Source organism: Methanoculleus sp. UBA303 (assembly GCA_002501655.1).
Taxonomy (GTDB): Archaea; Halobacteriota; Methanomicrobia; order Methanomicrobiales; family Methanoculleaceae; genus Methanoculleus.
This window is the reverse complement of record DANY01000043.1, coordinates 1-13,973: the sequence shown is the minus strand read 5'-3', so window position 1 is coordinate 13,973 and position 13,973 is coordinate 1. Positions and strand designations below refer to the sequence as shown.

Genomic DNA, 13,973 nt, shown 5'->3' with positions numbered 1-13,973 from the left:
CCCGGTCGGGGAATAAACCTGATGGGTTGGCCCATGTCCCCCAGAGAAGCGAAGGATATTATCATGCCGGGACAAACCTGGTACCGGATGCTGGAACGAATACCGCCACGCGAGCGCCGGGATCTCCTGATCGCGTGGCTTGCCATCTCGATCGCCTTCACCCTGATCTACATCAGGGGCGGAGTGGACGTCGCCGGGCTCCTCTTCTTCTTCGTGATGTCCCTTCTCACGGTGGGGGTCGCCTTCGTCCTCCACGAGCTGGCGCACAAGTTTGCCGCCATGCGCTACGGCTACTGGGCCGAATTCCAGAAGGATAACCAGATGCTCCTCGTCGCTGTGGTGCTGGCGGCGCTCGTCGGGGTCGTCTTTGCGGCACCGGGGGCGACCTACATCTACGGAAACGCCACACGGACCGAAAACGGGCGGATATCAGCGGCAGGGCCGATAACGAACCTCCTCCTCTGCATACCGTTCGCAGCCCTCATGATCTTCGGCGGCGGGCTCATCGGCCTCGTGGGCCTCGTCGGGCTCCGGGTCAACGCTATGATCGCGACCTTCAATATGCTCCCGATCAGCGTTCTCGACGGGCGCAAAGTCCTTGCCTGGAACCCGGCCATCTTCGCGGCGCTCATGGCCGCCTCCGCCGGGATCCTCATCTGGTCGCTCCTGTGAGGGGGAACCCCTCTCTTTTCAGGGCGCTCGCTTCAGCGTGAACCGGAAGGCCGCGCCGCATTCCGGGTGGCCCGGCACCCGGTCGTCGACCCGGATCCGGCCTCCGTAGCGTTCAACGAGCATCCGGGTGATGGAGAGCCCGAGACCCTGGCCGCTCTTCCGGTTCCTGCTCTGCCCGAACCGCATGAATACGGCCTCCTTCATTGTGTCGGGAACCCCCGGTCCGGTGTCCTCGACCGAGATCCGGACTTCGTCGGCGCTCTCCTCCACCCCGATAGTGACCTCGACTTCCGGCCCGCCGAACTTGACGGCGTTCCCGATGAGGTTCGTGAAGATCTCGGGGAGGAGAGGGTCGGCCATGACCGCGAGCGCCGTGCCGTCGTAGTGGATCCGGATCTCTGGAAACGCACTGATCTCATCCCGGATCATCCGGTCGAGGTCGACCGGCGCGAGCGTGGCCGTCTCGTGATGGATCCGGCGGATCGTCGAGACATTCCTTAAGATCTCGATGCTTTTCCTGATGCTGCTCCGGACCTTCTGCGCGTAACCTTTCGCCTCACCCTCGAGCATATCGATGAGGATGTCGGTGTAGAGGCTTGATATGTTCTCCGCGTTCCTTATATCGTGACTGAGGATATCGAGGTAGAGGTTTGCCTCCCGCTCGGCCATCTCAAACTGCCGGATCAGCATGGTGCGCTCGACGGAGGCGCCGACCGCCCTTCCGATGGCCACGAGCAGGGAGCGGTCGTCGCCGGTGAACCGGTTGCCGTCCCCGAGGACCACGTTCAGGGCCCCGATGATCCTCTCGTGCGCCACAATCGGGATGCTGGCATACGGGTGCTGCGTTCCGCTCCCCTCTCCCGGGTAGCGGGGGCGCGGGTGGTCGTCGAAGAAGAGGGGCTCTCCTGCCACCAGCACCTCCGCGTACGGCAGGGCCGTGATATCCGGGATGCACGGCGGCAGGAGGAGATCCTCCGGAAGGTTCTGGACGCAGACAAGTCGTGCGCTCTGCCGCCCCGGCTCGATCAGGTAGATGCCGCCGCCACGGAGGTCGAGGAGGGCGAGGGTCGCCCCGAGCATGCCCCCGAGCGCATCACCGATATCCCTTGCAGATGTCGATACGCCGATGATCTGGTTCAAGATCGAGAGTTCCCGGTTATGTGCCTGGATCTCCGTCTCGGCCCGCTTCAGACCGGTGATGTCGGTGAGCGATGCCGCAAGACAGATGGGTGCTCCGGTGTCGTTCGTCACCAGGTTTCCGGAGAAGATGACGTAGAATGTCGCCCCGTCACGGCGTCTGCCGACCCGCTCGCCGGTGTACCTGCCCGTCTCGCGGAGCGCCCGGAGAGCCGCCTCGGCCTCCTCCTCGTCCTGCCAGAACTCCGTGACTGACCTCCCGATAACCTCGGAGACCGAGGTGTAACCCCACATCGAGAGGAAGGCCTGGTTGACGTGGGTCAGGCGGCCTTCAAGATCCGCGATGGTGAACCCGCTCGACGACGATGCCATCGCCATATCGCGGATCCTGAGTTCCTGCTCGGCCTGCTTCCGCCTGGTGATATCGATTCCCGAGGCCATCATGCAGAGCGGCCTCCCTGACTCGTCGGTGACGACGGAGAGAGCAAGTTGCATGGGGAAGGTCGTTCCGTCACGCCGTCGAGCCTCCATCTCCCCGAGCCAGGATCCGTTCCGGAGGGTCCCTTCCCGGATCCGCTCCACTCCCTCATGGTCGGCCCAGATCGTCGAGAACGGCTCCCCGATAACCTCTTCCTCCCGCTCCCACCCGTGCACGGCGAGAGAGGCACGGTTGACGTAGATGATCCTCCCTTCGAGGTCGATGAGGGCGACGGCATCGAGCGATGACGCTATCGCCATATCCTTGATCCGGAGTTCGAGCTCGGCCCGCCTCTGTGCGGTAACATCGCGGAGGGAGCAGAGCGTTCCGGACGAGGACCCGCTGCCGCTGCGGGTAGCCGAGGCCCGGTGCGGTAACATCGCGGAGGGAGCAGAGCGTTCCGGTGCTCTTCCCGTCCTCGCCGGTCAGGGTGCTGAGGGTCTCGTCGACGAATATGGTCTCCCCGTTCCTCTTCCGGTGGAGGACAACGCCGTGCCAGGTCCCGGAGGCCCGGAGGGCGTTTTTTACCGCTTCATTATCGTCCGGGTGGAGCCATTCGCAGGTGAAGAATTCCGATCCCGGCCGGCCGATGGCCTCGCTTAAAGGAACACCGTAGAGCCGCTCCGCGGCCTGGTTCATGTAGGTGACCCTCCCCCCGGTACCGAACGCGGTCACAGCATCCTCCACCTGCGAGAGCACCAGGGCCTGGAACCGGAGCTGCTCTTCCGCCTGCTTCCGGCCGGTGACGTCGCGGCTGATCCCGAGCAGGCTCCGGACGATGCCGTCGCTCCCCACCATCGGGATGAGGCGCGTCTCAAGCCAGGTGCCGCCGCCGTCCCCGGGGAGCAGGGTCTCCTCGGTGAGGATCCCCCCGGCTCTCTCCGCCACGATCCGGATCTTCGCAAGCCATCGCTCCGCGACAGCAGGCGGGAACAGGTCCCTGAGGTTCTTCCCCCGGAGGCTCTCTGGCTCCACCCCGAGCAGGCGGCCGCCAGCACCGTTCACGTAGAGAGCGTCTCCTTTTGTGCTGACGAGGAAGATGATGTCCGGTGCCGACTCCGCAAGCGTCCGGTAGCGCTCCTCGCTCTCCCGGAGCGCCTCCTCCATGCGTCTCTTCTCGGTGATATCGATGACGGTGGCCATGATGCAGACCGGACTCCCGGATCCGTCACTGACGACGTTCACGGTCACATGGGCGGTAAAATGCGCCCCGTCGGCCCTCCGGCCGACCAATTCTCCGGTGCATCTGCCTCGTTCGGCGAGTGTCCGGAGCACCTCCGCGACCCTCTCGGGTTCGACCCAGAACTCTGAGATGTTCCGTCCAAGAACCTGACCGGGGTCGGTGAGCCCACCCATCGCGAGCAGCGCCTGGTTGGCGTAGGTCAGGCGTCCCTCAAGGTCGGCGATAGCGATGGCGGAGAGCGACGACTCCATTGCCATCTCCCGGACCAGAAGTTCTTTCTCTGCCTGCTTCCGCTCCGTGATATCGGAGTGCGTCCCCACGATCCGGAGCGGCATACCGCTACCGTCGTGCTTGACCACCCGGAGCCGATCAAGCACGTAGAACCACTCCCCGGATGCGGATCGTGCTCGGAACTCCATCTTGCAGTGGTCGCGCTCTCCGGTGATCATGTCGGCGAGCGCCGCCTCCACGCGGCCGCGGTCCTCCGGGTGGACGAGCGCGAGAATCCTGGGGATCGTGAGCGCGAACGCCCCCGGCTCGTAGCCGAGCATCGTGAAATTCCGGGGGCTGTAGAAGATCCTGCCGGTGCTGACGTCCCAGTCGACCAGCCCGTCGTTTGCCGCCAGGAGTGCGAGGTTCAGCCGCTCTTCGCTCTCCTGCAACGCCTGCTCCGCACGCCTCCGCTCGGTCACGTCGAGGAGCGACATCACCGAGCGGGCGGTCCCCGGGATCAGGCCGATGGTAACCTCGACAGCGTGAAGGTTGCTGGAGCGGTCGATAAACGTGAAGGAGTAGTTCTTCGGTGCGGCGCTGGGAGCCCTCCGCCGGAGAGTGTGGTACCCCATGATCCGCCGGCGCTCGTCTTCGGAGGCGATGAACTCGGGCAGCCGTTTTATTCCGACGATCTCCCGGAGCGTGTACCCGGAGAGCCGCTCAAACTCCGTGTTCGCCACTGAGATGGTGCCGTCGCCTTCGATGAGGATCGTCGCCGTCCCGGTGTACTCGACGATCGCCTCGTAGTCGCCCGGCATCTCCCGGAAGAGGAGCAGCCAGCCCACACCGGACGGCACCCTCCGGCCCGAGCAGCGGTATCGCCGCTCCCTTCCGTCCGGGGCGCGGAGCCGGCACTCGAACTCCGGGATCCCGTCCCCGGCCGCCGCCCGGATCCTTCCGGCGGCCTCACCCGGGACCTCTATGGGTTCGCCTCCGGCGAGCCGGCGGAAAGCCGTGTTTGCCCGGATAACGGTGAAATCTTCACTGACGAGGAGGATCCCTAGATCGACGTCGTCAAATATCTGGTACTCCGGTGGCATGCCGTAGAGATCTTCTGGTGGTTCGAAAGGGGTCACATACGATCCTTTTGTCCCCCACAAAAGCGCCTGTGAGGTAGTTAAATGATGGATTTTATTAATGGCTATTAATCTGTTCCGGTTTCACATCCGGGGAAACGTTTTCGATCCCGTTCCCCGTGTCGCTTCGCGATACCAGACCCCCATCGGGGTTATGGAGAAAATTGAACTCTGTCGCCTTAAATGGGAAAAATCAGGCCCCGGATTCCCCCGCTGCCTGCATCTTCCGGAGGAGGGCGACCACGCTCTGTCCTTTCTCCCGCGCCTCGGCGAGCGCAGTGGGGTGGCCCGCAATCCCACCGTAACGGTCCAGATCGTTTGCTATGATGTTGTCCCAGTACTCAAACCCGGTGGTGTTGAAGAACGCCGTGAGCGCCGGAAACGCCGCGTCAAAGACGTTCTCCCACCCGAGCCCCGCGGTCGATACGAAGATCCCTTTATGACGCCGGGTGTGCCCGGCGGCGAAGTAGAGGTTCTTCAGGATGAACTTGCGTGCCCAGAGGTACTGGGCCCGGTCGATCAGCCCCTTCGCCTCCGCCGTGATCCCCATCGAGTAGATGGGGGATGCGATGACCATGACGTCAGCGGCGGCGATCTTCTCGAAGACCGGCGTGAGGTCGTCCTGGATGACACAGACCCCGATCCGGTGGCAGGCGTTGCACCCCCGGCACGAGGCGTAATCGAGCGGCCGGAGGACGATCTTCTCGACCGCGGCCCCCGCCTCCCGGGCGCCCTCGAGCACGGCGTCGAGCAGGGTCTCGGTGTTCCCGTGCCGCCGGGGGCTGCCGGAGATCCCGAGGACCCGTATGGGTTCGGTCATGTCACCCCGACCTCCCGGAGGTGCGCGATGACTTCCTTCCCGAGGGCTTGCGCGTCGCTCCTGGCGGTGGGGTGGCCCTCGATCGCCCCCTTCTCGTCGACGCCGTTCACCATCAGGTATCGGATATCCTTATTCCGGACGTCGACGACGTTGAAGAAGCACTTCACCGACGGGATTGCCGCATCAAAGACATTTTTCCAGTTCTGACCGGCGGTCGCGAGGAAGATCCCGGTCCGTTTTCCCTTCCGTTCCGGCGGGACGACCGGGAGGTGGAGGACGTACTTCCGGGAGCGGAAGACCTGTGTCCGGTCTATCAGCACCTTCGCCTGCGCCGCAAGCCCCATGCAGTAGATGGGGGACGCGAGAACGATGCAGTCGGCCGCGATGATCCGGTCGTTGACGTAGTCCATGTAGTCCCGCTGGACGCACCGGTTGAGCCTCTCGCAGGCGTTGCACCCGCGGCAGGGCCGGATATCGACTTCCGGGACGACGATCTTCTCGACCGTGGTCCCCCCCTCTCCCTCCATCGCCGCGAGCACCCAGTCGAGGAGGGTCTCAGAGTTGCCGTGGCGGCGGGGCGAGGTCGCAAACGCGAGGACGTCAATGGTCATATGAAGAGTACTGTCCGGCCGGAGGCAAAAAAGTGTCGGGTTTAGATCTTCTTGAAGCAGAGATACCAGTCTTTGCACTCGTACCCTTCCTTCATCCTCTTCTCTATCTCTTCGGGTGTCTTTGGGGCCGGGACGATAACCTTCTCTCCGGGCTCCCAGTTCGCCGGCGTCGCGACGCCGTGCTTATCCGAGGTCTGGAGGGCCTTCGTGAGCCTGAGTATCTCGGGCATGGAGCGGCCGTTGGACATCGGGTAGTAGAGCATGGCACGCATGATGCCCTTGTCATCAATGAAGAAGACCGTCCTGATGGTGGATGTGTTGCTCTGCCCGGGGTGGATCATCCCATAGCGTCGTGCAACCTTCATGTCGAGGTCGGCGATGACCGGGAACGGGATGTCGACGCCCATCTTCTCTTTGATGTTCCTGACCCAGGCGAGGTGCGAGTGGACGCTGTCGATCGAGAGGCCCACGAGCTGTACATTCAGTTTCGCGAGTTCGTCGGCGATCCCGGCAAACGCCATGAACTCCGTGGTGCAGACCGGCGTGAAGTCGGCCGGGTGGGAGAAGAGGATGACCCATTTTCCCTTGAGGTCGGAGAGTTTCAGGCGTCCGTGGGTGGTCAGCGCGTCGAACTCGGGCGCCGCTTCGCCGATAACCGGCATCTGGGGTAACTCTTGTGGTTCCATGATTCATCTCCGGGGCCGGTTGCCCAGGTACTCCTCGAGGGCGGTCTTGCCGTGAACGTAGGCCGGCATCCCCGCGAGCAGGAACGCGACCCTGAGTCCTTCCTCGATCTCTTCCTTCGATACGCCGAGGTTCCCGGCACCCGCCATCTGCGCCCGGACGGCGTGCCCGTCCCGGAGCGCGGCGGCGATAGCGATAGCGATGATCTTCTTTGTCTGCTTCGAGAGGGCGCCGTCGGCCCAGATCATCTGGTCAAGCCCCATAACCTGACTGTAGAGGTCGGGATCCGTCTCCTTCAATTCCTTGAAGATCTCGGGCACTTTCCCGATCTTCTCCTCCAGATTTTTCTGTTCCTCTGCCACGTCTATTCCCCCTCAAGCACCATCGGTTCGCCGCAACAGACCAACTCCCCGCCGCCGACTTCCAGGACCTCGACCACGTTCCCGCAGATCTCGCAGTGGTATACCTGCCCTTTTGCTGATACGTTCACCATTTCTCTCACCTCATATTACTCGGTCTTGGCCTTCCTCTCAGGGGGATGCAGAGCATCCTCCGGTGTTTTAATGTCTGGCCTGATGTGGGTCATCGGGAGGCAGTTGTACATCTCGCAGGCGCAGGTCGGGCACCTGACGAGATCCTCGTCGGTGCTGCCGATCCTGACCTCCCGTCCACAATCGATGCAGATGAACCGGCCGGGACCCGGCCTCTCTCCTGCTTTTGCTGTTGTTCTGGTTCCTGGTTCGGCCACAGGCATTCACCGGAGCGATCATATCGTTTCAAGGTATTTAGCAGTATCCTCCCGGCAAGGCCGGCTCGGGCTCCGGCACCCGGGAGCCCCGCACCCTATTAATAGGGCCGTGTGCAACCCTGCAACATGCCAAAGAAGGTTATCGCTCTGCTCGGGAGCCCGCTCATCGACGGGAACACCGCCCGCCTCCTCAATGAGGCTATCCGGGGCGTGGAGGAGGCCGGATGCGAGGTCGAGAAGATCGCGGTCACGCACCTGGACGTTGCGCCCTGCATGGAGATCTTTTACTGCAGGGAGAACGAGACCTGCCGGATCCGGGACGATATGATTGAGATATACAACAAATTCCGGGAGATGGACGGCCTGATCGTCGCCACTCCGGTGATGACGATGGGGATCCCCGGGAGACTCAAGTCGTTCATAGACCGGTTCCAGGTCTTTTACATGGCCAAGTACCACCGGGGAAAGTCCTTTGTCACCCCCGAGCGGCGAAGAGGACGGAAGATGCTCTTTCTATCGATCGCGGGGATGAACCTACCGACTGTTTTCGAGGGCGCGAAGATGACCGCGAGAGCGTTTGGAGAGATCATCGACTGCCCTTACTGGGACGAGGTGCTCCAGAACGATATGGACACAATCCAGGATATCAGGACACGGCCGGAGGTGATGGAGGCGGCATATCGGAAGGGCTACGAACTCGGGCGGCTTCTCTCTGGCGGTGGGGCCTCAGGGTGAGTCGTCGGGCTCGATATGAACGACGACCTCGGCGAGCCCCGGCACCATCTCTTTGAGCCGCCGCTCCACCTCGTCGGAGATCGCGTGGGCCCCGGCGACGGGGAGAGCCGGGTCGACGGTGATGTGAATGTCGGCAAAGATCTCCCCTGGTTTTCCCCGGCACCGGAAGTCATGGTACCCGGCTACCCCGGGTGTATCCGTCACCACCGCCCGGATGAGCGCCGGGTCGCAGGGGAGGTTCATCGCGTCGGTGAGGACCTCTGCGGCATCGTAGAGGATCCCGACTCCCATCCTCGCGATGAGGAGGCCGATGGCGAAGGCGATGATCGGGTCGGCCTGTGGGAACCCGAGTCTGACCGCGAGGAATCCTCCGATGACGGCGGTGGAGACGAAGACGTCACTTCTGGTGTGCAGGGAGTCGGCGATGAGGATCTGGCTCCGGTACTCCTCGCCCCGTCTCCGCTCGTAGGTGGAGACGGCGATGTTGATGATGAGTGTCCCGACCATAACCGCCACGGTGACGGGGGTGATCGCAGGGGTGACAGGATTGACAAGCCGCCGGTAGCCTTCGAAGAGGATACCGGCGGAGGTCAGGAGGAGCATCGCCCCGATGACAAGAGTCCCGAGCGTCTCGATCTTGCCGTGGCCGTAGGGGTGCTCCGGGTCGGGGGGTTTTCCTGCGAGGTACAGGGCGATGATCCCGACGATGTTCGAGAAGGAGTCGAACCCCGAGTGGAGGGCGTCCGCTACCATGCTCACCGACCCGGCGAGGAGACCGAAGGCCGCTTTTGCAAGTGCAACGGCGAGGTTTAAGATGAGGACGATGATGAAGACCCGCTGCACCCGGTCACCCTGCATACAATCCCGGTAATGGTGCCTCCAGTGGCATAGGGTTTCCGGAGCACAGGGTGACCTACCCCCCGCTTATGCAGGGGGCTTCCTGCTCATGCCGCCGCCGAGCCCCACAGAGATAAAAGGTTTAATAAGAGGCATCCCAAATTGATTTCATATGCCGACTGATGAGAACGCTCAGAACGCGTACGCCGGGGAGTCCCAGGCGAACCGAAAATACTCAGTCTTTGCCGAGAAAGCAGCCGCCGAGGGTTACCCGGCGGTCGGGAAACTCTTCCGGGCGGCAAGCGAGGCAGAAGCTGTCCATGCAAAACGCCTCCTCTTCATCCTGAACGCTGTCGGGAGCACTGAAGAGAACCTGAAAGGTGCGATCGAGGGGGAGAACTACGAGTTCACGAAGATGTACCCCGCGTTCGTTGCCGAGGCGAAGGAAGAGCGGAAGAACGAGGCCTCGATCGTCTTCACCCACGCTATGCGGGCGGAAGAGGTGCATGCGGGCCTCTACCTCCAGGCGCTTGAGGCTGTCCGGGAAGGAAAGGATCTCGACGTGGAGAAGGTCTACCTCTGCCCGGTCTGCGGCAACATTGAGCTCGGAGCGGCACCGGAGAAGTGCCCTATCTGCGGGGTTCCGGAGCGCATGTTCCGCGAGGTCCCGTAATCTCTTTTTTGGGTCCGGCGCCGCCGCGTCGGGGTTCCGCGAACCACCCCCCCGCCCGCGGGGTCTGCCCCAAACCCCACCTCACAAGTTAAATAGGGGTCCTGAGATACCCCCTCTTATGGCTGGTGTGAAGGTCTACACGACGGAGAACTGCCCCTACTGCCGGATGGTCCAGGCGTTCCTCAAGAAGTACGGCGTCGAATACGAGACCGTCGACGTCGGGAAGGATCGCGAGGCGGCCCGGGAGATGATCAGGGTCTCGGGGCAGCGGGGGGTGCCGGTCACGGTCTCTGGCGATGAGATGATCGTCGGGTTCGATGCGAAGAGGCTCCGGGAACTCTTCGGGCCGCCGGTGACGGATGAGGTCCACGATGTGGTCATTGTGGGTGCCGGGCCGGCCGGGCTGACGGCTGCGGTCTACTGTGCGAGAAAGTTCATGAAGACCATCGTCATAGGGGAGAATGTCGGCGGCCAGGCGGCCTGGAGCTGGGCGATCGAGAATTACATGGGGTTCCCGACAATCACTGGCGAGGAGCTTATCCGGAAGTTCGAGGAACAGGCCCGTGGATCCGATATCGTCCTTGAGCTCGACAGTGTCCAGAGCATCCGGAAAGAGGGTGACATCTTCCTGGTCCGGACCGTCTCGGAGAACACCCACCGTTGCCGGACGGTCATCCTTGCTCCCGGGAAAGAGCCCCGGACCCTTGGGCTCCCGGGCGAGAACCGGCTGATGGGAAGAGGTGTCTCCATCTGCTCGACCTGCGACGCCCCACTCTTCCGCGACAGGCCGGTCGCTGTCATTGGCGGTGGGAACGCGGCGCTCCAGACCGCCATCGAGATGACGAGGATCGCGAGTTCCGTGGCCCTGATCGTCCGGAGCACCCTCCGGTGCGATGAGGTCTACGTAGCCCGGGCAGAGGAGTTGGGCGTGCGGATCTTCCTCCACCACGAGGTGACGGAACTCCATGGTGATACGGCCCTGACCGGGATAACGATCCGCGATCAGGATACCGGGAAGGAGGCGGTCCTCGACGTGGAGGGGCTCTTCCTTGCGATCGGGCTCGCGCCGAACACAGGGTTCCTCGGGGACCTGGTGGCGTTGAACGAGCAGGGCGAGATCCTCGTCGACGAGAACGGCCACACGGACATCGCGGGGATCTTTGCGGCCGGGGATGCGACCTGCGTCAAGGCCAAGCAGATCATCGTCGCCGCCGGCGAGGGGGCGAAGGCGGCGCTCGAGGCGCACGAGTTCCTCCTCGGGAAGGGTCTCTCCTGCGTCCCTGAACCGCCGGCATGAGAGGATACGCCGACAGGGTGTAGAGGACGTATGGTGCTCGAGGAGATGCTTATTGTCCGCGGCCCCGCTCTCGTTCGCGTTCATGGTCCTCCGGACGGGGGAGATCCTGCTCTCCCGCGACGAGCGGGCGCGCTGCGAGTTTGCCTGCAGGACTCTCACCGAGTATTATGACTTCTCCTACTACCGGGAGCGCTACAGGAGGGAAGCCCTTGGTCTCCTATGGTCAACTACCCCGCACCTGTTGGGCGGGGCTTGCGAACGGCTAAGCGAGGCGAAACAGTTGACTGGGAGGCATTGATGATGTGTTCCATTAACCGGAGCTCCCGCTCCCCGCTGTAGAACTCCATGATTATGGGTGATCATTGCCCGCCCTCCGGAGAGACACCCTTATCTCCCGGGAGAGACGATTCCCTGCCATGGATTGGGCGGGGGCACCCGGGATTCTTCTCCCCCGGGAGGCGGGTCGGTGATCGAGGAGCGGCTCCGGGCAAGGACGAACGGGGCGCTCATGCGGGTGGCAGACCTCATCGCCCGGACCGGGGTGACCCCGAACACCCTCACCCTGCTCGGGTTTGCCGGGATGGCGGCCGCCGGGGTTCTCTGCGCCGCCGGTTCGTTCTTCTCCGCCGGGTTCGTTGTCGCGGTATCGTGTGTCTTTGACGCGCTCGATGGGGCGCTTGCCCGGGCAAGCGGTGCCGCTTCGGTCTTCGGTGCGTTCCTCGACTCGTTCCTGGACCGCTACGCGGAGGCAGCGATCTACGCCGGGCTGCTTGTCCACTACGCGTGGGCTGCAGCTCCCTGGGGCGTTGTTGCGGCGTTTGCGGCCGCGATCGGGTCGCTGATGGTCAGTTACGCCCGGGCCCGGGCCGAGGGGCTCGGAATAGCGTGCCGTGCCGGCATCTTCGCCCGGCCGGAGCGGATCGCGGTCATGATCGCCGGACTGCTCACCGGGCTCGTCCTCCCGGCGCTTGTAATCCTTGCGGCCGCCACGAACGCCACCGCCGTCCGGCGGCTTCTCCACGTCCGGCGATGTGCGGGGTCCCGGCCCCCCCGGCCTCCGGGGTGATCGCTCCCGGGGGAGTCATCCCTGCCCCGGCCGCACCTCGATCGTCCGGTTGAAGGGGACCTCAAACGTCGCGATGCCGTAGTCGAGAGTCCCGGAGCCGTTCACCCGGAGCACGATCGCCCCGTCCTGCAGGCCGCGCAGGAACGCCTGCACGAGCGGCGGATTATCGACGGTCACCGGGATGGAGACGGCGGTCTCGCCGTCGGGCCGGATCTCAATCCCTTCCTGCTCCCCGTGTGCGAGGTAGACCGCCTGCCCGCTCTCGAGAAAGTGGACGTCGAACCAGACCCGGGTCAGGGTGGCGCCGACGGGGTTGGGGTTATCGATGATGAGCCGGAGCGAGAGGTCGGTGCTCCCCCACGTAACATTCTCGATCCCGATCCCGTCGACGGTGACGGTCGGATCCTTGAGCGGAGGAACCGCACAGCCAGCACTGCAGAGCAGAGCAGCCGTGAGGAGGATGACGGCGGGACGCCACATGCAGGTCCGGTATATCTTGCTGGAATATAGGTCTAACCCCTCCTCTCACAGCCCCGGCACCGGGTGTGTTCTCAAGGACGGCAGATGCGGGGGCAATGAGGAGCGCGAGCAGGACTCCTCCTGTGAGAAGTATCCAGGTGGTATCCATTCGTATCACTTGTTTCAGGGACTCCGGTCCATTATGGGCCCCGCCTCTATCTCTGCGGGGTTGAAGGCGGCATGAGCGGGCAGACTCCCTCCGCAAGGGGGAGGTGAAAGCGGCGCCCCTTCTTCACTTTCACACCGCCCGGGTATTCTTTATGCCGGAGGGGAGTTACCATGACCCTATCGTATGTTGCGGCGGTACCAGTACCGGCTGTATCCGACCGAGGATCAGAAGACTCTGATCGCCAAGCACCTTGGGTGCTGCCGGTTCGTATACAACTGGGCCCTCAACCTCAAGAACACGGCGTACCACGACGGGGGCATCAGCCTGTCCAGATACGACCTCACGAACCAGCTTCCGGCGCTCAAAGCGGAGTTGCCGTGGCTGAAAGAGGTCAACGCCCAATCGCTGCAGCAATCGATTATCCATCTCTCCCGTGCGTTCACGAACTTCTTCGAGGGCCGGCGATGCGGTGGCAAACCCGAAGTATCTCCGGAACGCCCAGACGCGGTTAACCGTGCTCCAGCGCCGGCTCGACCGCAAGCAGAAGGGTTCCCGGAACCGGAACAAGGCCCGGCTCAAGGTTGCCCGGCGTCACCAAAAAATTGCCGATCAACGAAAGGACTTCCAGCACCAGCTCTCTTCTCGACTGGTCCGCGAAAACCAAGCCCTGGCTGTGGAGTCCCTGAACGTGGACGGCATGGTGAAGAACCGGTCTCTGGCCCGGGCGATCAGCGACGCCGGCTGGGGGACGTTCCTTTCGATGCTGACATACAAATGTCAGGAGGCCGGGAAAACCCTGCTGAAGATCGGGGTCTTCGAGCCCTCATCAAAGACCTGTTCGGTCTGCGGGTACCGGAAGGCCGATCTGACGCTGAAGGATCGGGAGTGGACGTGCCCGGACTGCGGCACCTGTCACGACCGGGACCTGAACGCCGCGATCAATATCAAACAATTCGCACTTGCAGGCGCCGGATGAGCGCCGTCGAGCCTGTGGACTCGCTCCCGGCGGGGAGGGGGTTGAAGCAGGAAGACCCCTGCGCAAGCGGGGGGTAGTT

At 63.3% G+C, this 13,973-nt stretch carries 17 protein-coding genes and 1 pseudogene; 8 read left to right on the top strand and 10 right to left on the bottom strand.

What is annotated here, in order from left to right:
- Positions 1–87: 87 nt before the first annotated feature.
- Positions 88–672, top strand: a complete 585-nt coding sequence (locus tag BP846_RS10735) for a site-2 protease family protein (RefSeq protein ID WP_292395384.1) — start codon at positions 88–90, stop codon at positions 670–672.
- An 18-nt stretch (positions 673–690) separates the two neighbouring features.
- Here BP846_RS10735 and BP846_RS10730 read toward each other — a convergent pair whose 3' ends face one another.
- From BP846_RS10730 to BP846_RS10695, 8 genes are all read right to left on the bottom strand, one after another.
- Positions 691–2,490, bottom strand: coding sequence for a PAS domain S-box protein (locus BP846_RS10730; protein ID WP_292395382.1), 1,800 nt, complete (start codon positions 2,488–2,490; stop codon positions 691–693).
- Entirely contained in the window at positions 2,396–4,819 is a 2,424-nt protein-coding gene (locus tag BP846_RS10725) for a PAS domain-containing protein (protein WP_292395242.1), read from the bottom strand. Before BP846_RS10725 ends, BP846_RS10730 begins: the two co-directional genes overlap by 95 nt.
- A 193-nt stretch (positions 4,820–5,012) precedes the next feature.
- On the bottom strand, positions 5,013–5,639 hold the full coding sequence (locus BP846_RS10720) for a flavodoxin family protein (RefSeq protein WP_292395241.1): 627 nt from the start codon (positions 5,637–5,639) through the stop codon (positions 5,013–5,015).
- Complete coding sequence (locus BP846_RS10715) at positions 5,636–6,250, bottom strand: flavodoxin family protein (RefSeq protein WP_292395239.1); 615 nt, start codon at positions 6,248–6,250, stop codon at positions 5,636–5,638. Before BP846_RS10715 ends, BP846_RS10720 begins: the two co-directional genes overlap by 4 nt.
- Positions 6,251–6,291: 41 nt before the next feature.
- A complete protein-coding gene (locus BP846_RS10710) occupies positions 6,292–6,936 on the bottom strand; it encodes a peroxiredoxin (RefSeq protein ID WP_292395237.1) in 645 nt (214 codons plus the stop codon).
- Positions 6,937–6,939: 3 nt separating this feature from the next.
- Positions 6,940–7,296 (bottom strand): carboxymuconolactone decarboxylase family protein, encoded by a 357-nt coding sequence (locus tag BP846_RS10705; protein ID WP_292395235.1) that lies wholly within the window; start codon positions 7,294–7,296, stop codon positions 6,940–6,942.
- Between the two features lie 2 nt (positions 7,297–7,298).
- The gene (locus BP846_RS10700; protein ID WP_292395233.1) at positions 7,299–7,427 is read right to left on the bottom strand and encodes a desulfoferrodoxin FeS4 iron-binding domain-containing protein; all 129 of its coding nucleotides are present in this window, start codon (positions 7,425–7,427) and stop codon (positions 7,299–7,301) included.
- A gap of 15 nt (positions 7,428–7,442) precedes the next feature.
- On the bottom strand, positions 7,443–7,682 hold the full coding sequence (locus BP846_RS10695; protein ID WP_394339972.1) for a hypothetical protein: 240 nt from the start codon (positions 7,680–7,682) through the stop codon (positions 7,443–7,445).
- Between the two features lie 126 nt (positions 7,683–7,808).
- Between BP846_RS10695 and BP846_RS10690 the strand changes: the two genes are divergently transcribed.
- The gene (locus BP846_RS10690; RefSeq protein ID WP_292395229.1) at positions 7,809–8,417 is read left to right on the top strand and encodes a flavodoxin family protein; all 609 of its coding nucleotides are present in this window, start codon (positions 7,809–7,811) and stop codon (positions 8,415–8,417) included.
- Here BP846_RS10690 and BP846_RS10685 read toward each other — a convergent pair.
- A complete protein-coding gene (locus BP846_RS10685; protein ID WP_292395227.1) occupies positions 8,409–9,275 on the bottom strand; it encodes a cation diffusion facilitator family transporter in 867 nt (288 codons plus the stop codon). The genes BP846_RS10690 and BP846_RS10685 overlap by 9 nt on opposite strands.
- 151 nt (positions 9,276–9,426) lie before the next feature.
- Between BP846_RS10685 and BP846_RS10680 the strand changes: the two genes are divergently transcribed.
- The 4 genes from BP846_RS10680 (at position 9,427) to BP846_RS10665 (ending at position 12,290) form a co-directional block, all read left to right on the top strand.
- The gene (locus BP846_RS10680) at positions 9,427–9,927 is read left to right on the top strand and encodes a rubrerythrin family protein (RefSeq protein ID WP_292395225.1); all 501 of its coding nucleotides are present in this window, start codon (positions 9,427–9,429) and stop codon (positions 9,925–9,927) included.
- Between the two features lie 118 nt (positions 9,928–10,045).
- Positions 10,046–11,224 carry an FAD-dependent oxidoreductase gene (locus BP846_RS10675; RefSeq protein WP_292395223.1) on the top strand — a complete coding sequence of 393 codons (1,179 nt, stop codon included), beginning with the start codon at positions 10,046–10,048 and terminating at the stop codon, positions 11,222–11,224.
- Positions 11,225–11,306: 82 nt separating this feature from the next.
- A complete protein-coding gene (locus tag BP846_RS10670; RefSeq protein ID WP_292395221.1) occupies positions 11,307–11,522 on the top strand; it encodes a hypothetical protein in 216 nt (71 codons plus the stop codon).
- Between the two features lie 168 nt (positions 11,523–11,690).
- On the top strand, positions 11,691–12,290 hold the full coding sequence (locus tag BP846_RS10665; RefSeq protein WP_292395219.1) for a CDP-alcohol phosphatidyltransferase family protein: 600 nt from the start codon (positions 11,691–11,693) through the stop codon (positions 12,288–12,290).
- Positions 12,291–12,305: 15 nt separating this feature from the next.
- Here the strand turns inward: BP846_RS10665 and BP846_RS10660 are convergent, their stop codons facing one another.
- A complete protein-coding gene (locus tag BP846_RS10660) occupies positions 12,306–12,770 on the bottom strand; it encodes an LEA type 2 family protein (RefSeq protein ID WP_292395217.1) in 465 nt (154 codons plus the stop codon).
- A 331-nt stretch (positions 12,771–13,101) separates the two neighbouring features.
- On the opposite strand from BP846_RS10660, the pseudogene BP846_RS10655 reads away from it, so the two are divergent.
- Positions 13,102–13,173, top strand: a pseudogene (locus BP846_RS10655) (helix-turn-helix domain-containing protein); the annotation flags it as partial.
- Positions 13,174–13,351: 178 nt separating this feature from the next.
- Positions 13,352–13,894, top strand: a complete 543-nt coding sequence (locus BP846_RS10650) for an RNA-guided endonuclease TnpB family protein (RefSeq protein WP_292395216.1) — start codon at positions 13,352–13,354, stop codon at positions 13,892–13,894.
- Positions 13,895–13,973: the final 79 nt, after the last annotated feature.

Bases quoted from the DNA above. Each gene is read 5' to 3' on its own strand.
- BP846_RS10735 (WP_292395384.1), top strand. From the start codon at position 88: ATGCTGGAACGAATACCGCCACGCGAGCGCCGGGATCTCCTGATCGCG.
- BP846_RS10720 (WP_292395241.1), bottom strand. From the start codon at position 5,639: ATGACCGAACCCATACGGGTCCTCGGGATCTCCGGCAGCCCCCGGCGG.
- BP846_RS10715 (WP_292395239.1), bottom strand. From the start codon at position 6,250: ATGACCATTGACGTCCTCGCGTTTGCGACCTCGCCCCGCCGCCACGGC.
- BP846_RS10710 (WP_292395237.1), bottom strand. From the start codon at position 6,936: ATGGAACCACAAGAGTTACCCCAGATGCCGGTTATCGGCGAAGCGGCG.
- BP846_RS10700 (WP_292395233.1), bottom strand. From the start codon at position 7,427: ATGGTGAACGTATCAGCAAAAGGGCAGGTATACCACTGCGAGATCTGC.
- BP846_RS10690 (WP_292395229.1), top strand. From the start codon at position 7,809: ATGCCAAAGAAGGTTATCGCTCTGCTCGGGAGCCCGCTCATCGACGGG.
- BP846_RS10685 (WP_292395227.1), bottom strand. From the start codon at position 9,275: ATGCAGGGTGACCGGGTGCAGCGGGTCTTCATCATCGTCCTCATCTTA.
- BP846_RS10680 (WP_292395225.1), top strand. From the start codon at position 9,427: ATGCCGACTGATGAGAACGCTCAGAACGCGTACGCCGGGGAGTCCCAG.
- BP846_RS10675 (WP_292395223.1), top strand. From the start codon at position 10,046: ATGGCTGGTGTGAAGGTCTACACGACGGAGAACTGCCCCTACTGCCGG.
- BP846_RS10670 (WP_292395221.1), top strand. From the start codon at position 11,307: ATGGTCCTCCGGACGGGGGAGATCCTGCTCTCCCGCGACGAGCGGGCG.
- BP846_RS10660 (WP_292395217.1), bottom strand. From the start codon at position 12,770: ATGTGGCGTCCCGCCGTCATCCTCCTCACGGCTGCTCTGCTCTGCAGT.